The sequence below is a fragment of the Aeribacillus sp. JST-2 genome, assembly GCF_056032925.1.
In genome coordinates this window covers 74,798-100,486 of the sequence record NZ_JBVVUU010000005.1, presented here as the reverse complement: position 1 = coordinate 100,486, position 25,689 = coordinate 74,798, and the positions used below count along the sequence as shown (strand labels likewise).

The following is a 25,689-nucleotide window of genomic DNA, read 5'->3' as shown; positions in this document are numbered from 1 at the left end:
CGATTTCAATTTGAAATCGGTATTTTTACTTGATAAGATGAATGCAATACATGAAAACTGTATCTCCACGGTTGAACAGTTGACTGGAGGGACTGTATGAGGAAAATTTTGCAGCTTGCTGTTTTTGTTGTTGGCTTCGCCATCGTGCTTTTTTTGATAAACCACTTTTGGGAGAAGGAACTGTTAGGAGCTCTCTCCATTTTGTTTACCCTTTCCATCATTTTTATTGGATTAGTTATTTCTTTGGAAAACCGCCATCCGACCCAAACTTTGACGTGGCTTGTTGTTCTTGGCAGTTTTCCCTTAATCGGCTTTTTCTTCTATTTGTTTTTCGGACGGAATATAAGGAAGCACAGATTATTTAAGAAAAAAGCGCTAATTGATGAAAAAGCATTCGCCCAATTTGAAACAGGCTTTCGTACATATGAGGAAAAAATTGGGAGAATGAGAAACCACCAGCGCCTTTTATTTAAGCTTGCCAACAAACTCGGACATAGTCCAATCTCCTTTCATACGAAAACGAAAATATTGACAAACGGAATTGAAACATTTGACCAAATTTTTGCAGAATTGAAAAAAGCGAAAGATCATATTCATTTGGAATATTACATTGTCCGGCATGATGTGATTGGCCAAAAGTTGAAAAATTTGCTGATTGAAAAAGCAAAAAGCGGCGTGGAAGTCCGCTTTTTGTACGATTCAGTCGGCAGCTGGAAGCTTTCAAAAAAATATAAACAAGAGCTGATGGAAGCCGGAGTGGAAATGGTGCCTTTTTTGCCTGTGACGCTTCCGTTTTTATCAAACCATATCAATTTCCGCAATCATCGTAAAATCATCGTCATTGACGGAAAAGTCGGCTTTGTCGGGGGACTGAATATCGGCGATGAATATTTAGGCAGAAATCCATACTTCGGTTTTTGGCGCGATACGCATATGATGCTTGAAGGAGAGGGTGTTCGAACGCTTCAGCTCATTTTTTTGCAGGATTGGTATTATATGACGGGCCAAAAGCTGCTGACGGAACGATATATATTGACCCGAACGGAATGGGAGGATCAGGAAGGCGGCGTCCAGTTGATAGCAGGCGGCCCTGATAACAAATGGGAAGTCATTAAAAGCTTGTTTTTCTCGATGATTGTGTCAGCCAAAAGTTCGATTTGGATCGCTTCGCCATACTTTATTCCGGACGAAGATATTAAATCCGCTTTAAAAATCGCCGCCTTAAGCGGAATTGATGTTAAGTTGCTGGTTCCCAAAAGACCTGATAAGCGAATTGTATTTTATGCTTCCCGCTCGTATTTCCCTGAGCTGCTTGAGGCGGGTGTGAAAGTGTACGAATATGAAAAAGGGTTTATGCACAGCAAAATCATTATAGTCGATGGTGAGCTGGCCTCGATTGGAACCGCAAATATGGACATGAGAAGCTTTCATTTAAATTTTGAAGTCAATGCCTTTTTATACAGGACGGAAAGCGTTGAAACCCTTGTCAATGATTACTTGCGCGATCTAGAAAGCTCTCAAGAAATAATTCTGGACGAGTTTCAGCTGCGCCCTTTTTACATTAAGCTATTGGAATCCACCTGCCGCCTGTTGTCTCCGTTGTTGTAAGTTTTCGCATTCAAAAGGAGAGTCCTTTTTGAATGCGTTTTTTTCATCTGGTTCTACATCTACATTTCAAAATGGATTTGAAGCCTGATGAGAAAAATAATTGGACCCCCCAAAAAATCTATATCGTTTAATAGCCGGTTATTCCGTGTTCAAGCGAAAAATGAAAAATTATCATCCTGGCATGAGTGGTCAGAAGGACGTTGTGAAAGCAGGAAATTGTAAAATAGAAAAAAATCCGAACAATTGCTGCAAGAGTGGAATTTGGATGAAAAACAAAAATTGAAGCATATGTCAAAAGAAAACTGTGCAAGACGAAATTGTTGCTTGCAATAGCGAGAAGAACCAGGCTGCTCTTATTAGATGAACTGGACCCGCTTTTAAGAGTCGATAGTGAAAAGCATCGTTTCATATGTTGATTTTGACCGCCAAACGTGTGATCGCTACACATGAAATCGACGAAATGGAATCATTGTTCGATGATGTGGATGATCATGAATGATGGAGAATTTGTTGGGAAAGAGAACGTGGAACGGCTTCGGGATGAAGAGGGGATGTCCGTGGGCAATGGTTTAAACATGTAAAATGAAGCAAGGGAGATAGCTTCCATTTTTTATGAATGGCGGACAGAGCATGGACAAAAAAGCCGGGTTTTGCCGGCTTTTTTAAAGGATTTTTTATATCGTTGGCGAATAGGTATCGTAGCAGTTTAGAAAGGATGTGATAAAGAAATGTTTGTGGCCGTTTTGCCGAACGGTGAAAAAGTGAATGTGACAGATTCTTTTTGGTCGAAAAAGGAGCTTGAAACGTTAAAAAAAGAGCAATCTTTTGTTTGCCCCGCCTGCAGGAAGGAGGTGCAATTAAAGGTCGGCACGATGAAAATTCCTCATTTCGCCCATCTGTCATCCTCTTGCTCAGCAGATGCTGAAGCTGAAAGCTGCTATCATTTGAACGGAAAAAAACAGCTGTATAGGTGGCTTCAGAAACAGCAATTAAAGGCAGAACTTGAGAAATTTTTCCCATTGATCAAACAGAGAGCGGATCTATTTACGTTTTTTCAGCAAAACAAATACGCCATCGAATACCAATGTGCAACCATTTCGTGGGAACAGGTTAAAAAGCGGACGCAAGGCTATCAACAAGAAAAAATCATCCCGCTTTGGATCCTTGGGTGGAATCAAGTAAAGCAAGTTGGTCCTCAAATATACCGCATTACTCCATTTCATTGGCAGTTTCTGAATCCTTTGCAAAACAAACAACCGTTGATCATCAGCTATTGCTCTGACATGAACATGTTCATGCTGCTTTTAACCCCCGTCCCTTTCACCAAACAACTCGTTTTTGCCTCGATTGTCAGGATCACTCCAGATTTCTTAAGGTTTCAAGATTTTTTTACAGGAAAAGAACTTTTGATGAGACCGTTTATGGAACAGTGGCTAAAAAAAATCGACCGCTATCGGCTGAAACCTCCATCCAAAACATCGAAACAAGAACGGATGCTGCAAAAAATGGTGTATGAAGCAAGCGGCTTGTCATTGTCGCAGCTTCCGATTGAGGTGTTTGTCCCGCTTAGAAGCGGTTTTATGATCGATGAAGCGGTTTATATATGGCAAAGCTACGTTTTATTATTTATTCATAAATTACACAGAAATGAAGCGTTTCATGTTGAAAAGCTTGTTTGGTTTTTAAAACATTTGCGAATAAATGGAAGAATTTGCCCCGTACCAGTTGACATAAAAATACCGCTGCTAGAATATTTGAACGTTCTTGCCCGTTTGCAAATTTTAGAGCCGATCGGCCCCTATTCTTTCCGCAAAGCGTCATCTGTTTTTAATCTCGATGATCGGAAGATACGGGAAAAGCGGCTCAAACAATATTTCCTTCAGGAAGGTATGTTTTACGGCCCTGTCGAATAACATAAACATAGTTCTGTTTCTTTGCGTTTCGGCAAAAAATCCAATATGATGAAAATAATCTATTACATTAAAGGGGGAAATCGTCAATGTCCAATGAAACAGCTGTCAAAAGGCTGCCAAAACGGGAAGAGGTTCCTGTCGAGTATACATGGCGGCTCGAAGATATTTTTCCCACAGATGATGATTGGGAAAAAGAATTTACGGAAGTGAAAGAAGCGATTCCGAAAATTGCCGAATACAGAGGGAAGCTTGGGGAATCCGCTGACATTCTCTTTGAAGCGCTGAGCTATCAAGATTCTGTCATGGAACGTTTAGGAAAGCTTTATACATATGCCCATATGCGCTATGACCAAGATACGACAAACTCATTTTATCAAGGGCTTCATGACCGGGCGACGAACCTTTATACACAAGCTTCGAGCATATCGTCCTATATCGTCCCGGAAATTTTGTCGATAGAAGAAGGGACGCTGCAGCAATTTTTGCAAGAGCATGAAAAATTAAAGCTGTATGCGCATGCGCTCGATGAAATCAACCGCCAGCGTCCTCATGTACTTGATGCTGAGCAGGAAGCGATTTTGGCGCAAGCGGCGGAAGCTTTGGGAACCGCTTCAAATACGTTCGGAAAATTAAACAATGCTGATTTGGAATTTCCGGCGATAAAAGATGAAAAAGGGGAAGAAGTGGAAGTGACCCACGGCCGCTATATCCAGTTTATGGAGAGCGAAGACCGCAGAGTGCGCCGAGATGCGTTTTATGCGTTGTACAGCACTTACGGAAAGTTTAAAAACACATTCGCCAGCACTTTGAGCGGAGCAGTGAAAAAAAACAATTTTTATGCGAAGGTTCGAAAATATGAAAATGCCCGCCAAGCGGCCTTGAATGCCAACAATATTCCGGAAGAGGTTTATGAAAATTTAGTAAAAACCATTAACGAACATTTGCCGCTTCTTCATCGTTATGTGAAACTTCGTAAAAAAGCATTGAAGCTTGACGAACTGCACATGTATGACTTATATGCGCCGCTTGTACAAAACGTTGAAATGAAAGTAACATATGAGGAAGCGAAAGATCTCATTTTAAAAGGCCTTGAGCCGCTGGGAGAGGAATATATTTCTATCTTAAAAGAAGGGTTTGACAACAGATGGATAGACGTCATTGAGAACAAAGGAAAAAGAAGCGGAGCGTATTCTTCCGGGGCGTACGGTACAAATCCTTATATCTTGTTGAACTGGCAGGACAATGTCAACAATTTATTTACCCTTGTCCATGAGCTCGGCCATTCGGTGCACAGCTATTACACAAGAAAAACGCAGCCGTATCCGTATGGGGATTATTCGATTTTCGTTGCGGAAGTAGCTTCTACATGCAATGAAAACTTGCTCAATGAATACTTATTAAAAACGATCGATGATGAAAGAAAACGGTTGTATTTGTTGAATCACTATTTGGAAGGTTTTAGAGGAACGGTATTCCGGCAAACGATGTTTGCGGAGTTTGAATATGACATCCATTTAAAAGCGCAAAATGGCGAGCCGCTCACGCCAGAGCTTTTGACGAAAACGTATTATGAATTGAATAAAAAATATTTTGGCAATGAGATTGTCGTCGATGAAGAAATCGGTTTGGAATGGGCAAGAATCCCACACTTTTATTACAATTTTTATGTTTATCAATATGCAACAGGCTTCAGTGCGGCCAGTGCGTTAAGCAAACAAATTTTATCTGAAGGAGACCCTGCGGTTGAACGCTACATTGAATTTTTGAAAGCTGGAAGCTCCGATTATCCGATTAATGTGCTGAAAAAAGCCGGAGTTGATATGACATCCTCCAAGCCTATTGAAGAAGCCTGCAAAGTGTTTGAAGAAAAACTGTCGGAAATGGAAGAGCTTTTATGAAAAAGAAAGCCATTGAAAAAAGGATGGAGCCCCATCCTTTTTTCAATGGTTCAAAAGCCGCGGAAAGTATTTCGGTTGTTAAAAAGCAAAAAAGCGATGAAAATGGAGATGAAAAACAGCGGCGAAGTGACATAAACCGGGGCTAAATTCATTAATCCCAAAACATGATAAAAGAAAGTGAAAATAACCAATAATATGCTGGCGATCATCCAAAACATGTTCATTGCTCACCCTCCCGTTCCCGTTAATAAAGTTTATGCAATCCTTTCGATTGTCATGTTTTGTGACAAATTTGTGAATTGTTATTTTTCCTCTTGATCGGTTAGCGAAAATTTGATATATTTAAATCGTGAAATTGATCACAAACAAACATTTACCCCTTTGTTTGACCGTGAAAAATTTCTCCCATCCCCTTTGTTGTCATAAAGACAAAAAAGGAGCCGCAAACAAACAAATGTTTGCGGCTCCTTTTTTTAATATTTTAATAAAGGTAAGCGTTTACATTTCTAAACTTATAAAGGCAGAAAGCTCTTGATTTAAGCTTTCTGCCTTTATAAGAAACTTTCCTCTTTCATTCGATATACCGCCAAAACGTTCCGTATTTCACCGGCACTCGTTCAACCATTTGCTGCAGCTGCAGCCGCTTCATTTCCCTCTCCGTCTCTTTATGGCTCATGTTATAGACAACGGCAATTTCTTTTGTAGCAACGAATTTATAATGTTTTAAAAAGATTTCGAGCGGGGGGACTTGGGATGGCTTCGGTTTATCTCCAATTAATTCCCCTAAGATGTCGACATATGTTTCATAAGGATAAAGACCAGTAATTTTCAGCCCTTCCTTTTCTTCATTGCAATGGAAAAAAACAAGAGTGGGGATTTCTTGCACATCCATTTCCATCGTAAACTGAAAGTCGCATTGCAATGCTTTTTTCGCGCTCGGCGAATAAAGATCGCCTTGAAATTCATTCACATCCAAACCGGCTTGTTTGGCGATCTCGATCAGCACTTCTTCATCGGCGATATTTTGTTTCTGCAGAAAAACGCATTCCTGCAATTTTCTTAAAAAGCGGATGCCGGCTTTCCTTCCTTGCAATTCCGCCGCTTTTAAAGCAAGTGAAGCGGTATAAGGGGAAGAAATCGGATTTTCCAGCCACAGCGTACCATCACATGACATGCCGGAAAAACATGCTGTTTTTTCCCAAAATTGGGCGATCGTCGGTTTCCCTCTTTTCGTTAAATTTAACGTTGCGAGCTGTCCGCAAACGATGTGGCGCAAAGAAAAAAAGCGCCCATACTCAATTTGCAATTTCTTGATGAACGGCTCAAGAGCCCAGCATTCCGGACATAATGGATCAATGAATAAGTAAATCTCGATCGGTTTTTTCGGATGACTTTGGCAATGAGAGAAAAAATTTGCTGCGTTTGCCTCTTTACAGTTGTCCCGTTTCAATGGAATGCCCCTCCAACTCATCATCCTGTGAATTAATCATATGCTGGGCAGTCATCACGAGCCGGCCATAAAAGTAATCTGCTATTTCCCCTTTTAAACCAACTTCGTCCATCGCTTCGCGCATGCAAGAAAGCCATGCTTCGGCTCTTTTCGGGGTAATGGGAAAAGCTAGATGTCGGGCTCGCAGCATGGGATGTCCGTGCTCTTCCGTGTATAATGGAGGGCCGCCCAAAAACTGCGTTAGAAATTGTTTCTGTTTCCTCGCGGTTTCTGATAAATCCTCGGGAAAAATCGGTTTTAGAAGAGGATGTTTCTTAACTTTATCATAAAAAGCGTCAACAAGCATATGAAGCTTTTTCTCGCCAATCACATCAAACGGAGTGAAGGATGATTTTGTCATGGTGATTGCTCCTTTAAAATCATTCCAAAGATTTATTACATTTATTTTATCAGCATAGTTTGCGGATCTCAAACAAACCGCTTTGAAACATGGCGATGGCTGCTGTTCGCAAAGAAAAAGAAGGCGCCATTGGACGCCTTCCTGGACATGCTGCAATCATGCCTCCCGATGTTGACAAGGAAAATGGAGATGCGGGTAAAGGTTTAAGCAAAATATTGCCGTGTGATTTTTCTTACATAATTCTGTGTTTCCTTAAACGGTGGGATGCCGCCGTATTTGTCCACATTTCCTGGCCCTGCGTTATAGGCCGCCAATGCAAGTTGAATATTGCCGTTATAACGCGTGAGCATTTGCTTTAAATATTTTGTTCCGCCTTCAATATTTTGAAGCGGATCGTATGGATTGGTTACCCCGAGCGCTTTTGCCGTTGAAGGCATAAGCTGCATATAGCCGATAGCGCCTTTGGGGCTGACGGCATCCTTTTGAAATCCAGATTCTTGCTCAATAACCGCCTTAATTAGTTTTGCATCAATCCCGTATTTACGAGCAATTTTTTCGATTGCCTGCAAAAGATTAAACGATTTTCGATCATTGGTGCGATCGTGTTCTGCTTTATTTTCTGCGGAAGAAGGGGCTGCAGCCATTTCTTTTGTCGAATCGATTTGCACGCCTTGCTCTTGGAAAAAATCGAGGATATCTTTAAATGAAAGAGCAGCTGAAGACGGAACGGTTTTCTCCTGTTCCTGCCCAGTTCTTCCCGATAAGAGGCGCAGAACTTCCAATTCAAACAAAACGTTTAATGAATAATTTGTATTCATCGCCCATTCTCCTTTGAACGTTTGGCAAGATAAAGCCGTTTGATTTTATTTTCGGTTTTGCGGAGTGGAATGCCATGCATCTTTAAAAGGCTATAAAACATTTGCATCCCTTCCTTTTCATCTTTTGCTTCAAATTCTGCTTCAAAGTCTTCTTTATTTTCATATCGGCTATGATCCAAGACAATTAAACCGTTTTTATAAACTTTTTCGGCACGGAACGTGGTGAGAGAACCGAAGAGAACAAGCTTTTCAGGCTTTATCCCAAGCCGAGCAATTTTTTCCATTACCTCCCCCTCTTTCGGCAGGAGAGAAGTGCGAATGGCAGTTAGGGCTTCCTGTTCTGATAGAGGCTGGTGTGTTTCTAAAAGTCCTACACGTGCCGGTTCTTTTAGCGTCAGCACATATCGGTTGTTCTTCGCTCTGATTCTTAAAGCGATGCCAAGCTCTTTCAATTGGAAAAGCTCTGTATCAAAATAATGATTTTCCTGTTGGACAAAATCGTTTTCAGAAAGATGGAAAAAAGAGGTCAACCGGTCAAACTCTTCTTTTGTGAGCAAATTTTTAAATTCGATTTCGATCTGTTGGCTCATCCGTTCAATTCCTTTCCAGTTGCAAGCGAGAAATACATTTATCAATATGATACAATAAAATTAAATACAATTGTACATGTATTATTGTACATGTAATATTGTAAATGTAATGTTTGGATGGAAGGATGGTCATCTTGAAAAGAAAGATCGAAGTGCTAAAAGCGTTGATAACAGATGACAAGCTGCTGCTTGAAACGGAATCGGTTCAAGAAGACACCAGCAAGTGGATAGCCAAGGGGCATATTCTTGTTGATTCAGATCAGTTTTCTTTCTTATACATATTGGATGATGGCGACGATTTTATTTACATAAATATACCGGAGAACGTATGGCCGGATGTAAATCAGGCCAAAAAACAGCGGCTCCCAGTTTACGCAGTTGTCAACAACCGGGACATATTGCTTGATCATTTTTATCAAGAACTGGACTTTCTGCTGGAAAATATAAAAGGGAACGCCAATTATGGAGAGGAATTGGAGAAAAAGGTAGAGAACGCTTTTGACTGATTGGGGGAGATGGGATGAATTACAGCGAATGGGAACAATTTTTGGCGCCTTATAAACAAGCGGTTGATGAATTAAAAGTCAAACTAAAGGGGATCCGTTCTCAATTTGAGCTGAAAGGTGAGCATTCACCTATTGAGTTTGTCACCGGAAGAGTCAAGCCAGTGCAAAGCATTCTGGAAAAGGCGAAGCGTAAACAAATTCCCCTTCATCGATTGGAAGAAGAAATGCAGGATATTGCCGGCCTCCGAATGATGTGCCAGTTCGTTGATGATATTAAAAAAGTTGTGCAAATGCTGAGGGAACGACATGACTTGGAAATTGTTGAAGAAAGAGACTATATTTCGCACAAAAAAGCGAGCGGCTACCGCTCCTACCATGTTGTTGCCAGATACCCCGTCCAATCATTTGAAGGATTGAAAAAAATATTGGTGGAAATTCAAATACGAACGCTTGCCATGAATTTTTGGGCAACTATCGAACATTCGCTCAATTATAAGTACAGCGGCAAAATACCCGAGGATATTAAAATCCGCCTGCAACGTGCGGCGGAAGCAGCTTACCGGCTTGACGAAGAAATGTCGCAAATACGCGGGGAAATCCAAGAAGCGCAAGTCATCTTTTTACGAAAAATTGAACCAACTCTAAAAAAGGAGAATGGAGAGGAATGAAATTTGCGATCACATCAAAAGGCGATGACACATCGAATACACTGGCGCAAAAGATACGCACTTATTTGCTGGATTTTGACTTTCAATATGATGAAGATCAGCCTGATATCGTCATTTCGGTTGGCGGAGACGGGACACTGCTCTATGCGTTCCATCGCTATAAAAGCAGATTGGATAAAACGTCATTTATTGGGGTTCATACCGGCCACCTCGGCTTTTATGCCGACTGGCTTCCGCACGAAATTGAAAAAATGGTCATCGCCATTGCGAAAACCCCTTTTCAGCTTGTGGAATACCCGTTGCTGGAAGTGGTTGTCCGCCACAACGGGGGAAGCGAAGCGAGTTATCTTGCCCTCAATGAATGCACCGTGAAAAGTATTGAAGGCACTCTTGTAATGGATGTTATCATCAAGGGCCAGCTTTTTGAAACGTTTCGCGGTGATGGATTATGCATTTCAACACCAGCGGGCAGTACAGCTTACAACAAAGCGCTCGGGGGTGCCATCATTCATCCGTCGATTTCAGCCATTCAATTAACCGAGATGGCTTCCATAAACAACCGAGTGTTCCGGACAGTCGGGTCTCCGCTGATTTTGCCAAATCATCATACGTGTTTGTTAAAGCCTGTTAATGATGTGGATTTTCAAGTGACCGTCGATCATTTAACACTGCTCCATAAAGATGTTAAATCAATCCAATGCCGGGTTGCCAAGGAAAAAGTAAGGTTTGCGAGATATCGGCCTTTCCCGTTTTGGAAAAGAGTTCGCGATTCGTTTATAGCAGACTAAATAAAGGAAAGAATCGAAAATGGGAACCTTCCAGCTTCGTTTTATAGCACAAAAGAAAGATCATGGAAAACTGCTAAAAGATTTTTTACGGGAGCATGGCGTTTCAAAAGCGTTGTTAACCGATATAAAATTCAACGGCGGAAAAATGATTGTCAATGGCTATGAAAAAAATGTCCGCCACATTTTGCAAGCTGGCGAGGAAGTGCTCGTCCTTTTTCCTGATGAAAAAAGAAGCACTTCGATGCTGCCTGAAAAAGTGGATTTTAAAATTGTATATGAAGACGAGCATTGTCTTGTTGTTAACAAACCGCCGTTTTTAAACACGATTCCATCGAGGGAGCATCCGACAGGAAGTTTGGCGAACGGTCTTTTATACTACTATGATCAAAAAGGGGAAAACTATACCGTTCATATTGTCAACAGACTTGATCGGGATACGTCAGGATTGATGCTTGTAGCAAAGCATAGGTACAGCCACTCCCTTTTTGCCGGCGAGCAGCGAACAGGAACGGTCAAACGTGTTTACAATGCCATTGTCCATGGAATCGTTGAGAAGGATCAAGGGACGGTTAATGCGCCGATTTCAAGGAAAGAAGGAAGCATTATTGAGCGGACAGTAAGGGAAGATGGACAAGAAGCTGTCACGCATTATCGGGTTTTGGAACGTTTTTCTGACAAAACATTGGTCGAACTGCATCTCGAGACAGGCAGAACACATCAAATTCGAGTGCATATGGCATTTATCGGCCATCCGCTATTGGGGGATACTCTATATGGCGGCGAAAAAAAAGAGATTGACCGTCAAGCCCTTCATAGCCGGCAACTTTCCTTTTTTCATCCTGTTTTCAAACAGAGGATGGAATTTCGGTGCAAGCTTCCGTCAGATATGGAAAAAATATTGAAGCATGCGCGTTAAAAGTGCATGCTTTTGTTTATGGAAAATATACGACAAAAACCGTCTGATTTGTTAATATAGAAAAACATACTATAACATTTGTCCGTTGATGTCGGAAAGGAGGAGGATTGGATGGTGGAAAAGTCAGCCCTATGGGAAAATATGATTCATCATCTGAAAGAAGAAAATTTGGATGAATTCCGCTCGTATTTTTTCGAACTTCATCCTTATGATCGGGCAAAATTCTTTTTGAAATTAGATCAAACGGATAGAATGCACGTATACCATTTCCTTTCTCCTGAAGAAATGGCTTCTGTTTTTGAAAACGTAAAGGAAGATAAAAAAAGGCTTCATATGTTATTGAATGAGATGGATCCGGCTTTTGCCGCAAAAATGTTTGAGCACATGAATGTGGATGATGCGGTGGATGTGCTAAATGAGCTGAGCAAAGACCAAGTGGCGAGCTACTTGGCGATAATGGATGTACAGGTGGCGAAAAGCATTCGCGAACTTCTAAACTATGAACAATTTACGGCCGGAAGCATCATGACGACTGAATTCATCTCGATTCGGGCCAATCAGACGGTTCGTTCGGTCATGGAAAAATTGCGAAAAGAGGCTCCGGATGCAGAAACAATTTACTATTTATATGTAACGGATGAAGAAAAGCATCTGGCCGGAGTTCTCTCACTAAGAGATTTAATTGTGCATGAAGATGAGACGATAATTGCCGATATCATGAAAAAGAATGTTTATTCCGTCTCTGTAGGCGATGATCAGGAAGAAGCCGCACGAAAAATGAAGGATTACAATTTTTTAGCTCTTCCCGTTGTCGATTTTCAAAACCATCTTCTCGGCATCGTGACAGTTGATGATATCATTGATGTACTTGATGAAGAAGCTTCTGATGACTATTCAAAACTGGCTGCGGTTTCCGATGTCGATTCTTACGATTACAACTCTATTTCGGCCGCAAGGAAACGGCTGCCATGGCTCATCATTTTGCTCTTTTTGGGGATGTTGACAGCCAGTTTAATTGGCCGATTTGAAGAAACGCTGAACAAAGTGGCTGCTTTAGCGCTATTTATTCCTTTAATAGCGGGGATGGCCGGGAATACAGGAACGCAAAGTTTAGCGGTCGCAGTCAGAAGACTGGCGACAGAAGACGGCGCCTCTGAGAAGGTTTGGAAAATCGTGTTGAAAGAAGCAGGCACAGGCGTTATTACAGGAACGGTTTGCGGAGTTGTTGTGGCACTGATTATTTTCGTTTGGAAGCAGGAGTTATTTCTTGGATTGTTAGTCGGCATTTCTATTTTGGCCACATTAACTGTTGCAACGATTGCGGGGGCGTTGATTCCTCTTATTATGCACCGGCTGCATATTGATCCTGCCGTGGCCTCTGGTCCATTTATTACGACAATCAACGATATGATTAGTATCCTCATCTACTTTGGAATGGCAACTATGTTCATGAATTATTTATGATAGCATTTGAAAAAAGGAGGCGGATGATTTGGAGAACCATGCTGTAACTTCATTAGTCATTGTTCTTGTAGCAGCTTTTTTGACGCCGATTTTGCTGCACCGTTTCAGGCTTTCGTTTATACCTGTTGTTGTGGCCGAAATTATAATGGGATTAATCATTGGAAAAAGCGGGTTAAATCTTGTTGAACAAGATGTATGGCTTGCTACTCTTTCGACTCTGGGGTTTATTTTCCTCATGTTTTTAAGCGGGCTTGAAATCGATTTTTCCGTTTTTGCGAAAGGAAAGCAAAAAGAAAAACTGGCAAACGGGAAGGACGCTCCCAACACATTTTTCGCTGCGTCCGTCATCTTTGCAGGCATCTTTATTGTTTCATTGCTTTTGTCCTACTTGTTTATGTGGCTTGGTTTCATTCAAAACGCTTTCTATATGACCCTCGTGATTTCAACGATTTCTCTAGGTGTTGTTGTTCCAACATTAAAAGATGCGCAAATTATGAAATCAAACATCGGCCAGATTATTTTGCTTGTTGCCGTTATTGCTGACTTAGCCACGATGATTTTGCTGGCGGTGTTTGTTTCCTTAAACAGCGGCGGTGAAAACAGGACTTGGCTATTGCTTCTTTTGTTTGCGGCAGGGGTCGTTTTATTTTTTATCGGCAAACGATTCAAAAGCCGCTCCTTTATTGAAACCATGTCGAAAGGAACCATTCAAATAGGAACAAGAGCCGTTTTTACGCTCATCCTTGTTCTTGTCGGTCTTTCCGAAACACTCGGAGCCGAGAATATTTTAGGAGCTTTTCTCGCCGGAGTGCTTGTTTCCCTTCTCTCGCCAAATCCAGATATGGTGCAAAAACTTGATTCCTTTGGCTACGGTTTTTTGATTCCGATCTTTTTTGTTATGATCGGTGTCGATTTAAACCTATGGGAACTGATCAAAGACCCGCAATTATTGATTTTAATCCCTTTGCTTTTTTTAGCATTATTTATTTCAAAAATCCTGCCGGTGTTTATTTTGAGAAATTGGTATGACACGAAAACAACGGTCGCTTCGGCCTTTTTGTTAACGTCCACTTTATCGCTCGTGATTGCCGCTGCCGAAATCGGGGTGAAAATCGGCATCATCAATGATGGAATGGCCGATGCATTAATTTTAGTAGCGGTTTTGACAAGCATCGTTTATCCGATCGGTTTTCAAAAACTTTTCCCTAAGAAGCTTGCTGAGCAGCCAAAGCTGAAAGTGGCGTTTATCGGCGCCAATCAAATGACACTGCCTGTCACAAGGGAATTAGATAAACATTTATATGAAACAACGGTCTATCATACACAGCAAGATAAAATTGATAAGGTGATAGCTCAATCGCTTTTTAAAATTGAAGAATTGGAAGACTACCGCTTAGAAACTTTAGAGGCCCGCAAGGTATTTGATGCAGATATTCTTGTCGTAGCGACTGGCAAAGAAAAAAGAAATGCAGAAATAGCAGCATTTGCCAAAGAATACGGCGTCAAACGGGTCATCGCCAGTGTTTCTTCTCCTGAATTGGATGAAGCGTTGAAGGAAAAAGACATTGATGTATTCTCTGTCATGCTGTCGACAAAAACGCTCCTTAGAGCCTTAATCGAAACGCCAAGTATAATGAAAATATTGACGGACAATGATTCCATCCTTTATCAAATCAACATGAACAACTATAAGTATGATGGAACAAAAATCCGTCATTTCCCGTTCATAGGCGATTGTATTTTCGTCCGTATTTTCCGCGGCAAAGATTCCATCGTCCCTCATGGCGATACGGAGCTGAAAACCGGGGATCGGCTGATTGTAACCGGATCGCGCGAATATGTGAACGAGTTGAAGCAGGAATTACAATTTGGTGAATAATCTTTTAAAAGAAAACATCTTATGATAACATGAAACTATGAAAATAAAATCATTACCAATGATCCACTAGGGGAGCCTTGTTGAAAGGCTGAGATTAAAGTGCAGACTTTAAGACCCTTTGAACCTGATCTGGGTGATGCCAGCGTAGGGAAGTGGAAGAGGGAAAAATGAACAAGTGTCAAAACAATCCCGCCGCCACTTTCCAATAAGGAAAGTGGTTTTTTATGTGGAAAGGAATGAATGCATTGGAGCTCCATGCAGTGACTGATGGTTCAAAATCGGTTGAACAACTTGCCGATATAATTTTATCTATTTCCGCTTCTGTTGATTATGTACATATTCGTGAAAAAGAAAAAAAAGCGGGTGAGATCATCCGCCTGATCGAGCTCCTGATAAAAAGCGGATTTCCCAATCAAAAGCTTGTGATCAATGACAGGCTCGATGTAGCCCTAGTGACGGGCATCCGCAATGTGCATCTTCCGGGGCGCGGGATCCCCGTTCAAAAAGTCAAAGGTGCTTTTCCGGACATCAGAACAGGAGTGAGTGTTCATTCATTGGAAGAGGCGGTAACAGCTGAGAAAGATGGAGCCGATTATATCATGTTCGGGCACATCTTCCAAACGAACTGCAAAAAGGGAAAGGCTCCGAAGGGAGTTGATGTGCTAAGGAAAATTACCGAATGCGTCAAAATACCGGTCATTGCAATCGGAGGAATTGAGCCGGGGAATATTAAGCAAGTGTTAGAACAAAGAGCGGCTGGAGCGGCTGTCATGTCATACATTTTTTCTAGCAGCGATCCTGAAAATGCCGCCAAGCTGCTGAGGAGAGGAGAGAAAGCAAGTGAAGGCTTTTGATGTCGGTATTGTCGGCGGAGGAATCATCGGGCAAGGAATAGCTTACCAACTGGCGAAGGAAGGGTTAAAAGTCGCCGTTTTTGAAGGGGGAACCATCGGCGGAAAAGCAACGTCTGCTGCAGCCGGAATGCTTGGCGCACATTCAGAAAATGAAGAAAGAGATATTTTTTATGAATTGTGTTTAGAAAGCCGAAATTTATATGAAACTCTTTCAGCAGAATTAATGGAGCAAACCGGCATTGACATTGAACTTATCAATGAAGGCATGTACCGCTTGGCTTTCACGGAGGAAGAAGCGGTTGAATTACAAAAACTGGCTGAGACAAATGTGGAGTTTGAATTTCATCCCCGAGAATATGCTTTCGAGAATGAACCAAGTTTATCAAAATCAATCAAAGGCGCTCTTTGGCTGAAGGGCGACGGTCAAGTGAAAGGATCGTCTGTTTGCCATGCCTTTCTGAAAGGCGCTCAAAAATTTGGTGCGAAAGTTTTTGAACAATGTCCTGTCATTGAAATAAAAAAAGAAGCCGGCGGATACAAGATTTCCACTCCTTCTGGATCATTTTTATCCAATAAAGTTATCGTGGCAAGCGGGGTATGGAGCGGTATTTTTTTTGAACAATTGGGATTAAACAATCCAATGAAGCCGGTGAAAGGGGAATGTTTTGCCGTCAAACCGAAAAAGATTATCATCAAGAAAACCTTGTTTTACGATCACTGCTACATTGTTCCGAAAAAGGACGGAAAGGTCATTATCGGAGCGACATCATATGAAAATGATTGGGATGCAAATCCAACTGTGAAAGGAATTTCTGGATTGATGACGAAAGTGCAAAAGCTTATTCCGTCCATAGGGGATGAGCCGATCGTTGATGCGTGGTCATCGCTGCGGCCGCAAACAGAAGACAGCTGGCCGTATTTTGGTGAGCACCCCGAATATAACGGAATCTATTTTGCCACCGGTCATTATCGGAACGGCATTTTGCTCGCACCGATCACTAGTTTAATCATGAAAGATATAATTTTGAACACGAAGAAGTATCAACGTTTTCTCAACGCTTTTTCATTAAATAGACTTTGTTCAGGCGCAAAGGGGAGGTGATGGTCTGTGAAGCTCCGCATAAACGGCCAGCAGATGGAAGTGCAAAACGATATTCAAAATGTTCAAGATTTGCTGGCCTCTTTTCAATTGCAAGACCGCATCTTAGTTGTGGAATTAAATGGGGAAATTGTTTCGAAAGAACAATACAGCACCCAAAGCATCCATGATGGGGATCAAGTGGAAATAGTCCATTTTGTTGGGGGAGGATGATATAATATGTTGAAAATAGGAAATAAAACATTTCAATCAAGATTGCTGCTGGGAACGGGGAAATATCCGTCATTAGAAATCCAAAAAAAAGCGGTCGAGGTATCTGAAGCGGAAATTTTGACGTTTGCCGTTAGAAGAATGAATATTTTTGACTCTTCGCAGCCAAATTTTTTAGAGCAGCTCGATTTATCGAAATATACACTGCTTCCCAATACAGCCGGGGCGAAAACGGCAGAGGAAGCGGTAAGAATCGCCAAACTCGCTAAAGCTTCGGGATTATGTGATATGATTAAAGTAGAAGTGATCGGTTGTGACAAAACGCTGCTGCCAGATCCAGTCGAGACATTAAAAGCATCTGAAATCTTGCTTAAAGAAGGATTCATTGTTCTTCCGTACACATCGGATGACGTTGTTCTTGCCAAGAAGCTGGAAGAATTGGGTGTTCATGCGATTATGCCCGGAGCATCCCCGATCGGATCAGGCCAAGGCATCATCAACCCGCTTAATTTATCATTTATTATTGAGCAAGCGAACATTCCGGTCATTGTCGATGCCGGTGTCGGCTCACCGGCTGATTGTGCATTGGCAATGGAAATGGGAGCCGATGGAGTGTTATTAAATACGGCGGTTGCAGGCGCTAAAGACCCGGTGAAAATGGCCAGGGCGATGAAACTGGCGATTGAAGCTGGAAGACTAGGATATGAAGCTGGCCGGATTCCGAAAAAACGGTATGCTTCTGCCAGCAGCCCAACGGAAGGAATGCTGACAACATAATGGAGCGGTACTCTCGTCAAAGATTGTTTTCCCCTATTGGTGATGAAGGTCAAAAAAATTTATTAAACAGCCATGTCTTCTTGGTCGGAGCAGGTGCGCTAGGCTGCGCCGCCAGCGAAATGCTGGCTCGTGCAGGAGTAGGCAAAATGACGATTATTGACAGGGATTATGTTGATTGGAGCAATTTAGGTCGGCAGCAGCTTTTTACAGAAGAAGATGCAAAACAGAAACTGCCAAAAGCAGTAGCCGCCAAAAAGCATTTAGAAACCGTTAATTCGGATATTTCCATTGAAGCAATTGTCGGTGATTTTTCCGTTCAGTTTGAGGAAAGACTAAGAGAAGTTGATCTGATCATTGATGGAACGGATAATTTCGAAACTCGTTTTCTCATTAACGATTTGGCGATGAAGCACCGTATCCCATGGATATACGGAGCTTGCGTGAGAAGCTACGGAATGACCGCTTCGATTGTTCCAGGGGAAACGCCGTGTTTGCGATGCTTGCTTCAGGCCATTCCTTCCGACGGAATGACATGCGACACCGTCGGCATCATCAGCCCAGCTGTGCAAATGACTGCTTCTTATCAAGTGGCGGATGCGTTAAAATATTTGGTCAGCGGGGAGATGTCCAAACAGCTTGTTTCATTTGATGTTTGGTCGAGGGAGCATTCTATCGTCAAAATAGAAAAATTAAAAAAAGCAGACTGCCCTTCTTGCGGCAAACATCCGACATATCCTTATTTGTCAATTGAACAAGGACTGAAAACCGCGGTTTTATGCGGACGAAATACGGTGCAAATTCGCCCGCAGCAAAACCAATTGATTTCATTTGCTGAGATTGTCAAGCGCCTGAAGCCGATTGTAAAAAATTTAAAAGGCAACGATTATTTAATTTCTTTTGACATTGATCAACATCGGGTCGTTCTCTTTCAGGACGGTCGGGCGCTCATTCACGGCACGAAAGAGGTTGATAAAGCAAAATCGATTTATCAACGTTATATCGGGGCTTAAACGGAGGTATGATGATGACAATAGCAAAAGCGTTGACAATCGCTGGTTCCGACTCTGGCGGCGGCGCCGGCATTCAGGCAGATTTAAAAACTTTTCAAGAACTTGACGTATTTGGCATGAGCGCCATCACTGCCATTACCGCACAAAACACGTTGGGTGTTCATGGGGTGTACCCGGTTCCGCTTGAAGGGATTGTGAAACAGCTAGATGCGATAGGAGAGGATTTGCCTCCTGATGCAGTAAAGACAGGCATGCTTTTTAATGAAGACGTCATTCAAACAGTGGCTCAATCCATTCAAAAACATGGATGGAAAAAGGTTGTTGTGGATCCGGTGATGATCGCAAAAGGCGGGCATCCGCTTTTAGAGCAGTCGGCAGTCAATGCGCTGATTCATGATTTAATCCCGCTTTCCTATATCGTGACCCCGAATATACCGGAGGCAGAGGTGATCACGGGAACGAAAATTCAATCTTTTGCTGACCGGAAAGAAGCGGCCAAAAGGATTCATCAAATGGGTGCGGCAAATGTAATTATTAAAGGCGGACATCAGCCGACAGGAAACGAAATCGTCGATTTATTGTATGATGGACATGAATTTTATGAATGGAAAGGTGCTTATGTCAACACCCGCCATACGCATGGAACAGGATGCACTTTTTCGGCTGCCCTGACAGCGGAACTGGCAAAAGGAAAAAGCGTGATTGATTCGGTGAAAACGGCAAAAGATTTCATCCATTTGGCGGTGGAAAATGCCCCGGGCATCGGCGGCGGGCACGGGCCAACCAACCATTGGGCATATAAAAGAAAAAAAGCTACTTGCAAATAAAAAGCCAGAACGACTGAACGTTCCGGCTTTTTCCTTGCATGAGTACAGTTTTTTTACAACTGGCGGCGAATGGGAAAAAGAAACGCTTTCTCTTTGTGAACATTTTTGGTTTCGTTCTTTTAAAGAATGATATCAAGAGGAAAAAGAGTGTTTTAAGCCTTTATTTTTACAAAGCCTATCCAATAATATTGTAACCTGAATCAACATATATCACTTCTCCTGTTACTCCCCGGGAAAGGTGGCTGAGCATAGCAAGAGTCATGTCGCCCACTTCTTCTTGCGTAACGTTTCTCTTTAATGGAGACTTTTCTTCAATCAATTTTAAAATCTCATTAAATCCCGGAATTCCTTTTGCTGCTAATGTTCGAATAGGTCCTGCCGAAAGGGCGTTTACGCGAATCCCGTATTTGCCTAAATTAAGCGCCAAATATCTGACGCTCGCTTCAAGTGCGGCTTTCGCCACTCCCATCACATTATACGATTCTACGGCGCGTTCCGCTCCCAAATAGCTCATGGTCACAATCGATCCGCCTTCAGTCATATAAGGTTTTGCTTCCCTTGCAACTGCAACGAGCGAATAGGCGCTCGTATCATTCGCAAAAGCGAACCCCTCTCTCGAAGTATTGATGAAGTCGCCTTTTAAATCTTCTGCATGGGCGAATGCAATCGAATGAACAATACCGTGAATAACGCCCACTTTTTCGCCAATTTCAGCAAATGCTTTGCGAATGCTTTCATCGCTGTTGACATCGCATTGTACAATAAGCTCCTGGGGGTAATTGTTTTGTTCCAACAGTTTGGTTAATTTTCCGAGAGAACGTTCCAATCTGTATGTATAAATCAAGTTTGCGCCAGACTTATAAAGAGATTGCGCCACACCCCAGGCAATGCTCCGTTCATTCGCAACACCCATCACCACAATATTTTTGCCTTTTAATTTTAGTAAATCTTCCATTTTATCCTCCATACCCTTATGTATATTTTTATATCTAACTATATTATAGCTGGTTTTAGCATCTGTTACTATCCCCCCGGCAAAATCGCTTCCCATTTAATGTTCGGGACTTGATTTTTCGATGAATAAAGATTGTTTGTTTCATCATAAGCCAATCGTCATCCAATCCCAAGTTCCCTAAACAATAAAAAAAAGCTGTTCTGTTTTTCATGGCTGCGTAAGTTTTTATAAGCGCTTATTCAATTTAGAAGGCTGCAAGCTTCCGAAAGCAAAAAGGGCTCTATTTCGGACTTTTTCATTGCCAAACAGAGGGGACAGGATTTTTTATGGAAAAACGGTCATGAATTCCTTCACTCCTATCATAAAATATGGAAGGAAATCATGAAAAATAGGGGTGGGGTGGCGACAAATGCTGATCAAAAAGGAGAAAATGGAGCCTTTATTGTATATTGTTCAGCCGAAATTGGAAAAGCCGGAAGCGGTTATGCAAACATCTGTTTTTAAAAAGATTTCGCAAACGGAACCGGAGGAGAAAAGCAGCCGACAGATGACACAAGAGGAAATTTACCAAAAGCGCAAAGAATTGCCGCAGATGTCCCTTCATGAAAAAATTGATTTTTTTTCCAATCTGCCTGGTCATGTTTACAAAAATGTGTGCCGAATTGAGACGAAAGAGAAAACATATGAAGGAATTATTTTGTCTAAAGAACAAGAAACGGTCGACATTCGCTCCTTTGACAGCAGCGAACCTATTCGATTGAAGCTTGAAGAAATCACTGAAATTAAAGTGCTAGGCTAACAACATTCACTCGGTTTATACCGGGTTTTTTGTTTGAACGTTTCAGAAATGAAAAACATATGTTGGTTTAAGAAAGGAGAATTGCCGGATGGATTGGAATTGGTTTTCTTTTGTTCTCATAACATTCGCGTCTTTTCGGCTGACAAGATTAATTGTTTTTGATAAAATTGCTTCATTTATCAGAACGCCTTTTTTGGAAACAGTCGAAGAAGCAGGTGAGGCAGGGGAAACGATAACATATTGGAAACCGAAAGGAACAGGCCTCCGATACTGGATTGGAGAGCTGATCAGCTGTTATTGGTGTACGGGAATTTGGAGCGCTTTGATATTATATTTAGGCAATGAATTCATGAGCTTCATTTTCCAGCCGGTTACGTTCATTTTAGCCATTGCAGCATTAGCTGGAATAATGGAACATTTGCTTGACTAGGCAAAAGGAGTGATGGGACTTTGAAAGGGGTTATTTTAGCCGGGGGGAGTGGGACGAGATTAAAACCTTTCACGAATGTGATCAATAAACATTTGCTCCCGGTTGGAAAATGGCCGATGATTTGTTGGCCGATTTTGAAGTTGAAAGAAGCGGGAATCGAGGATATGTTAATTGTGACCAATGAAAAAGATTTGCCGCATTTTTTCAAAATGATCGGAAATGGCAAAAACGATGATGTAACCATCCGTTACGCTGTCCAAGATGGGCCGTTTGGCATTGCTGATGCAATCAAAAAAGCAAAGGATTTCACAAAAGACGATCCGTTCATTGTGCTTTTGGGAGATAACATTTTTGAAATGAACTTGCGCTCTTATCTTCAACCGTTCGTTAAGAGCGGAAAAGATGTGCAGCTTTTTCTCAAAGAAGTGAAGGATCCTGAAAGATATGGCATTGCATTTTTGAACCGCGAAAAAAACCGAATTGTTGATTTGGTCGAAAAGCCTTCCTCCGGCAGATCCAATTTGTGCATAACCGGCATTTATTTATACAAGCCTTCTATTTATGAAATTTTGGATGAGATCAGCCCTTCCCCTCGGGGAGAGTATGAAATTACGGAAGCCAACAAGTATTTTTTGAAAAAAGGAACGATCGGTTTTACTTTCGTAAAAGGATTTTGGATCGATGCCGGAACACATGAGTCTCTGCTGGATGCAAATGTATTTATTTACAATCTAATGAATGGCAAGGTGGAAAAAGATGCAGCCGAAAGTTTCGGTCATCCTGACAAGCTATAATAAGCCAAAAACGGTAGGCAGAGCGATTGAAAGCGTCTTGAAACAAACGTATGATAACTGGGAGCTCTTCATCATGGATGATCATTCGAATGACCAAACACAACAAATTATCAAAAAGTACTTGGAGGATCCGCGGATACAGTTTTATGACAGTATGGTGAGAGACGAAGACAGATATAAATCGACTCGCTATGCCACGTTAATTAACGAGGCGCTGGCAAAAGCAACTGGCGATTATATTACTTATTTGACGGACGACAATTTGTACTTCCCAGACCGCCTTCAAATAATGGCTTCTTATTTAAACAATCATCCAACCCATGGAGTAGTTTATTCCCAGCAATTGATCCGGAGAATGGATGAAAAGGGAAAAACGGTAGATGAAAAGGTTCGCGGGACAAAGGGAATATTAACGAAACCGCAAAATCTCGTCGACCATTGCTCAATTATGCATCGAGCTTCCTTATTGCCCCTTATTTATGGAAAATACGGTTCATATTGGGAAGATTCACCTGAGCATTGGCATAACGGCGATGCGGCATTTTGGGCCCGCCTTACCGAATGGTCTTCGTTTTATCCTATTCCGAAAACATTGGATATATGCTTAAAAACGCCGGATTCTTTTCAAGAACTGAATGCCTTCCTTCCAAAGGAATTGCCTCCGGGATTGCTGGTCGTTTCCACTTCAGGAGAGATGTTTTTAATCGATGGGAAAAAGAGACGGAAAATTGAAAAAGCAGCTTTTCGCCTTTTTCATTACAACCACAATCGGCTTGTTAAAGTGCATGATCCTTTACTTTTTCAATATCCAATGGGAAATCCTATTACAGTACATTCATTTTCCAATGCAAGTGAGTTTCCGAATTTTCGCTTCTTAAAAGTGGAAAAGAAGTACTATTATACAGAAGGTGGTTTTTTAAGACCGATTGAAACGAAAGAAGCTTTCACAAGAATGAATGCCGACATAAGGGATTGCATTTTTGTTCAGTCGAGTTTTATCAAAAATTTTTCAATCGGCAAACCGATATCTACATCATATGATCAAAAGAAACCGATGCCGGAAGGAAAACTTTTTGTCTATAAACAACGTTTTTTTATCAGTGACCAAGGAATTTTTCGGCCGATTGAAAAACAAGTTTTTGTAAGGTTGAAATATAACAAAACTGATGCCATTCCGCTAAGCAAGAGAGAATTTTTGGCATTTCCAAAAGGCTCTCCATTTAACTGGGAAGTTGTCAAATGGCGGTAAAAAAATAGCACCTTATGGATGACCATAAGGTGCTTTTCTTATAGATGCATGCTTTCAATGGCAGCTATAGAATACGGGTTGCGGCACTCTCTAAGGGCCTCCCGGCATGACAGCCGGTCCGTCCGGCATTCGCTTAAGGTTTCCCGGTTTTGGCGAAGTTCATTGCGCAGCTGGCGCAAAATATTTCTTTCCTGTCTTAATTGTTCCCTGCATTGAATAAATTCAGGGCTTGGCATTTCTTTCCCCTCCTTAAAAATTTTTTTATAGTTCTCCGCGGCATTCTCTAAGTGCTTCTCGGCATTGTTCCCAATCGTCTCGGCAATCAGCGAGCCTTTGCTGGGTTTGAGTGATCAAGTTTCTAGTTTCTTGTTGAGCCAAAAGCGTCTGCTCCAATTTTTGTCGGCAATCTTCAACTGTCTGTGGCAAAGAGAACCCCTCCCATTGATAAAATAGTAGGAAGTGTTGAAAAGATTTTCTTCCTATATCACTATATATTCAATCTGTGTCAATTGGTATGGACAAATGTACAAAGAATTTTATACTTTCAAAGCCTATTCTTCGGTCAGGATTCCAAGCTGCTTTAGCATGTTGAGAAAAGACAGGCCGTATTTTTCAAGAGTAAACTCTTGATGAACTAATTGCATGCCGTTCTGAATAATGGTTTGCCGCAATTCTGTATCGGTTAACAGCTCTTTTGCTTCCGAGACGGCCTTTTTTAGATTATCCTTTGGAATAATTTTTCCTGTTCGGTTATGAAATACAAAACTTTTAATTCCGTCAGAATCTGTGCAAAGAACCGGGCAGCCGCAGCTCATTGCTTCTAAAGGTGCATATCCAAAACCTTCTAAAATGGAAGTGGAGCACAGAAATCCGGCTGAAGCGGAAATTTTTGAATAGTAGACAGGCATCTCTTGATGGGGAATGCAGAAAAACTGTTTTAGGTGATCTTGCAAATGGAGCTGTTTCACCCATTTCGCCAATTGTTTGCGTTGTTGATTTGTGCTTAAGTTAGGATCTTCAAACAGCCATAATTCCAATTCAAAATGTTCATTTAACAATTGTCTTCCTATTTGCAGAAACAAACGCCAATTTTTGTTTTCTTCGATTCTGCCGACCCAACCGATGATGGTTTTGTTTGGGATATCTACTTTTTTCCTGGAAAATAATTGTGTATCAAGGCCGTTATGAAAGCTGAATAACGGTTTATTCGGAAACGTTTTGTGGATTCTGGATAGAAGATGAGGGGTTTGCGGCGACATGATTGCATCGGCATTTTGTTCCACAAACGGTTTTGCTTTTTTGAACAATTCATCGACTTCCGTTCCAAACCCTTGAATATCATAAATGATCTTGCCGTCAAATCCGAGTGCGCGAATTTTTGATAGTAACAAGTAGTCCAAACAGACGACAATCAAATCATATTGTTCGCGCAACAGAAGCGTTTGAATCTCCTTTTTGTCATTTGTTATAAAAGCCGTCATCTGACTGTCTTTTACATTTTTCCATCCAGAACCCTTTGTTAAATAAAGAGCATGGCTTTCAATACCGTATTTTTTTAAAGCAAAAAAGCGCTGCCGATTTAATGTTTCGACGCCGCCGCCAGCGACGTAAAACGTAAACAAAATTTTCATTGATCATACGTCCTTTCCATACTAGCATTATGAAAAAAATTTTTGAATTGTTCGGATTGTACTGGCTTTAAAGGCCTATTTTCCTTTGAAACGGGCGTTTCTACAATCAATCTTTATTCAAAAATCGTACAATATGACGGAAAAAATAACCGAGGT

29 protein-coding genes and 1 riboswitch are annotated in these 25,689 nt (G+C 41.5%); of the genes, 20 read left to right on the top strand and 9 right to left on the bottom strand.

Going from position 1 to position 25,689, the window contains the following annotated elements; genetic code table 11:
• Positions 1-96: 96 nt before the first annotated feature.
• The 4 genes from cls (at position 97) to pepF (ending at position 5,419) form a co-directional block, all read left to right on the top strand.
• Complete coding sequence (cls, locus tag AC0KTX_RS04565; protein ID WP_474251056.1) at positions 97-1,608, top strand: cardiolipin synthase; 1,512 nt, start codon at positions 97-99, stop codon at positions 1,606-1,608.
• 446 nt (positions 1,609-2,054) lie between these two features.
• Positions 2,055-2,189, top strand: a complete 135-nt coding sequence (locus AC0KTX_RS04560) for a hypothetical protein (protein WP_474251055.1) — start codon at positions 2,055-2,057, stop codon at positions 2,187-2,189.
• A gap of 147 nt (positions 2,190-2,336) precedes the next feature.
• The gene (locus tag AC0KTX_RS04555; protein ID WP_474251054.1) at positions 2,337-3,521 is read left to right on the top strand and encodes a competence protein CoiA; all 1,185 of its coding nucleotides are present in this window, start codon (positions 2,337-2,339) and stop codon (positions 3,519-3,521) included.
• Between the two features lie 86 nt (positions 3,522-3,607).
• The gene (gene pepF / locus AC0KTX_RS04550; protein WP_474251053.1) at positions 3,608-5,419 is read left to right on the top strand and encodes an oligoendopeptidase F; all 1,812 of its coding nucleotides are present in this window, start codon (positions 3,608-3,610) and stop codon (positions 5,417-5,419) included.
• A gap of 50 nt (positions 5,420-5,469) precedes the next feature.
• Here pepF and AC0KTX_RS04545 read toward each other — a convergent pair whose 3' ends face one another.
• The 5 genes from AC0KTX_RS04545 to AC0KTX_RS04525 form a co-directional block, all read right to left on the bottom strand.
• Positions 5,470-5,643 (bottom strand): hypothetical protein, encoded by a 174-nt coding sequence (locus AC0KTX_RS04545; protein ID WP_474251052.1) that lies wholly within the window; start codon positions 5,641-5,643, stop codon positions 5,470-5,472.
• 347 nt (positions 5,644-5,990) lie between these two features.
• Positions 5,991-6,890: a ClpXP adapter SpxH family protein gene (locus AC0KTX_RS04540; protein ID WP_474251051.1), complete on the bottom strand. Its 900-nt coding sequence runs from the start codon at positions 6,888-6,890 to the stop codon at positions 5,991-5,993.
• The gene (locus AC0KTX_RS04535) at positions 6,850-7,269 is read right to left on the bottom strand and encodes a globin domain-containing protein (RefSeq protein WP_474251112.1); all 420 of its coding nucleotides are present in this window, start codon (positions 7,267-7,269) and stop codon (positions 6,850-6,852) included. Before AC0KTX_RS04535 ends, AC0KTX_RS04540 begins: the two co-directional genes overlap by 41 nt.
• 203 nt (positions 7,270-7,472) lie before the next feature.
• Positions 7,473-8,087 (bottom strand): lytic transglycosylase domain-containing protein, encoded by a 615-nt coding sequence (locus tag AC0KTX_RS04530; RefSeq protein WP_474251050.1) that lies wholly within the window; start codon positions 8,085-8,087, stop codon positions 7,473-7,475.
• The gene (locus AC0KTX_RS04525; RefSeq protein ID WP_474251049.1) at positions 8,084-8,677 is read right to left on the bottom strand and encodes a CYTH domain-containing protein; all 594 of its coding nucleotides are present in this window, start codon (positions 8,675-8,677) and stop codon (positions 8,084-8,086) included. The genes AC0KTX_RS04530 and AC0KTX_RS04525 overlap by 4 nt, the downstream gene beginning before the upstream one ends.
• A gap of 134 nt (positions 8,678-8,811) precedes the next feature.
• Here AC0KTX_RS04525 and AC0KTX_RS04520 point away from each other — a divergent pair, with 134 nt between their 5' ends.
• The 12 genes from AC0KTX_RS04520 to thiD all read left to right on the top strand — a co-directional run bounded on the left by AC0KTX_RS04520 (position 8,812) and on the right by thiD (position 19,675).
• On the top strand, positions 8,812-9,183 hold the full coding sequence (locus AC0KTX_RS04520) for a UPF0738 family protein (protein WP_474251048.1): 372 nt from the start codon (positions 8,812-8,814) through the stop codon (positions 9,181-9,183).
• Between the two features lie 14 nt (positions 9,184-9,197).
• Complete coding sequence (gene yjbM, locus AC0KTX_RS04515) at positions 9,198-9,851, top strand: GTP diphosphokinase (RefSeq protein ID WP_474251047.1); 654 nt, start codon at positions 9,198-9,200, stop codon at positions 9,849-9,851.
• Positions 9,848-10,639, top strand: a complete 792-nt coding sequence (locus AC0KTX_RS04510) for an NAD kinase (RefSeq protein ID WP_474251046.1) — start codon at positions 9,848-9,850, stop codon at positions 10,637-10,639. The genes yjbM and AC0KTX_RS04510 overlap by 4 nt, the downstream gene beginning before the upstream one ends.
• Positions 10,640-10,658: 19 nt before the next feature.
• Positions 10,659-11,555: an RluA family pseudouridine synthase gene (locus AC0KTX_RS04505; protein WP_474251045.1), complete on the top strand. Its 897-nt coding sequence runs from the start codon at positions 10,659-10,661 to the stop codon at positions 11,553-11,555.
• Between the two features lie 111 nt (positions 11,556-11,666).
• Positions 11,667-13,019: a magnesium transporter gene (gene mgtE / locus AC0KTX_RS04500; protein ID WP_474251044.1), complete on the top strand. Its 1,353-nt coding sequence runs from the start codon at positions 11,667-11,669 to the stop codon at positions 13,017-13,019.
• Positions 13,020-13,047: 28 nt separating this feature from the next.
• The gene (locus AC0KTX_RS04495) at positions 13,048-14,898 is read left to right on the top strand and encodes a monovalent cation:proton antiporter family protein (protein ID WP_474251043.1); all 1,851 of its coding nucleotides are present in this window, start codon (positions 13,048-13,050) and stop codon (positions 14,896-14,898) included.
• Between the two features lie 58 nt (positions 14,899-14,956).
• Positions 14,957-15,066, top strand: a riboswitch (TPP riboswitch).
• A gap of 56 nt (positions 15,067-15,122) precedes the next feature.
• Positions 15,123-15,752 (top strand): thiazole tautomerase TenI, encoded by a 630-nt coding sequence (gene tenI, locus AC0KTX_RS04490; RefSeq protein WP_474251042.1) that lies wholly within the window; start codon positions 15,123-15,125, stop codon positions 15,750-15,752.
• Positions 15,739-16,854 carry a glycine oxidase ThiO gene (thiO, locus tag AC0KTX_RS04485; RefSeq protein ID WP_474251041.1) on the top strand — a complete coding sequence of 372 codons (1,116 nt, stop codon included), beginning with the start codon at positions 15,739-15,741 and terminating at the stop codon, positions 16,852-16,854. Before tenI ends, thiO begins: the two co-directional genes overlap by 14 nt.
• Positions 16,855-16,860: 6 nt before the next feature.
• On the top strand, positions 16,861-17,064 hold the full coding sequence (gene thiS, locus AC0KTX_RS04480; RefSeq protein WP_474251040.1) for a sulfur carrier protein ThiS: 204 nt from the start codon (positions 16,861-16,863) through the stop codon (positions 17,062-17,064).
• Between the two features lie 6 nt (positions 17,065-17,070).
• Positions 17,071-17,838, top strand: coding sequence for a thiazole synthase (locus tag AC0KTX_RS04475; protein ID WP_474251039.1), 768 nt, complete (start codon positions 17,071-17,073; stop codon positions 17,836-17,838).
• On the top strand, positions 17,835-18,848 hold the full coding sequence (locus AC0KTX_RS04470) for a ThiF family adenylyltransferase (protein WP_474251111.1): 1,014 nt from the start codon (positions 17,835-17,837) through the stop codon (positions 18,846-18,848). The genes AC0KTX_RS04475 and AC0KTX_RS04470 overlap by 4 nt, the downstream gene beginning before the upstream one ends.
• 14 nt (positions 18,849-18,862) lie before the next feature.
• Complete coding sequence (gene thiD / locus AC0KTX_RS04465; protein WP_474251038.1) at positions 18,863-19,675, top strand: bifunctional hydroxymethylpyrimidine kinase/phosphomethylpyrimidine kinase; 813 nt, start codon at positions 18,863-18,865, stop codon at positions 19,673-19,675.
• 175 nt (positions 19,676-19,850) lie between these two features.
• Here thiD and fabI read toward each other — a convergent pair whose 3' ends face one another.
• Entirely contained in the window at positions 19,851-20,630 is a 780-nt protein-coding gene (gene fabI, locus AC0KTX_RS04460) for an enoyl-ACP reductase FabI (protein WP_474251037.1), read from the bottom strand.
• Positions 20,631-21,039: 409 nt separating this feature from the next.
• Between fabI and AC0KTX_RS04455 the strand changes: the two genes are divergently transcribed.
• The 4 genes from AC0KTX_RS04455 (at position 21,040) to AC0KTX_RS04440 (ending at position 23,902) form a co-directional block, all read left to right on the top strand.
• A complete protein-coding gene (locus AC0KTX_RS04455) occupies positions 21,040-21,429 on the top strand; it encodes a CotO family spore coat protein (protein WP_474251036.1) in 390 nt (129 codons plus the stop codon).
• Between the two features lie 88 nt (positions 21,430-21,517).
• A complete protein-coding gene (locus AC0KTX_RS04450) occupies positions 21,518-21,859 on the top strand; it encodes a DUF1360 domain-containing protein (protein ID WP_474251035.1) in 342 nt (113 codons plus the stop codon).
• Positions 21,860-21,879: 20 nt separating this feature from the next.
• Positions 21,880-22,653: a sugar phosphate nucleotidyltransferase gene (locus AC0KTX_RS04445; RefSeq protein WP_474251034.1), complete on the top strand. Its 774-nt coding sequence runs from the start codon at positions 21,880-21,882 to the stop codon at positions 22,651-22,653.
• Positions 22,616-23,902, top strand: coding sequence for a glycosyltransferase family 2 protein (locus AC0KTX_RS04440; RefSeq protein WP_474251033.1), 1,287 nt, complete (start codon positions 22,616-22,618; stop codon positions 23,900-23,902). Before AC0KTX_RS04445 ends, AC0KTX_RS04440 begins: the two co-directional genes overlap by 38 nt.
• A 38-nt stretch (positions 23,903-23,940) precedes the next feature.
• On the opposite strand, the gene AC0KTX_RS04435 is transcribed toward AC0KTX_RS04440, so the two are convergent.
• The 3 genes from AC0KTX_RS04435 to AC0KTX_RS04425 form a co-directional block, all read right to left on the bottom strand.
• Positions 23,941-24,138 carry a hypothetical protein gene (locus AC0KTX_RS04435; RefSeq protein ID WP_474251032.1) on the bottom strand — a complete coding sequence of 66 codons (198 nt, stop codon included), beginning with the start codon at positions 24,136-24,138 and terminating at the stop codon, positions 23,941-23,943.
• A gap of 25 nt (positions 24,139-24,163) precedes the next feature.
• Entirely contained in the window at positions 24,164-24,328 is a 165-nt protein-coding gene (locus tag AC0KTX_RS04430; protein WP_474251031.1) for a hypothetical protein, read from the bottom strand.
• Positions 24,329-24,453: 125 nt separating this feature from the next.
• Positions 24,454-25,533, bottom strand: a complete 1,080-nt coding sequence (locus AC0KTX_RS04425; protein ID WP_474251030.1) for a glycosyltransferase family 4 protein — start codon at positions 25,531-25,533, stop codon at positions 24,454-24,456.
• Positions 25,534-25,689 lie beyond the last annotated feature (156 nt).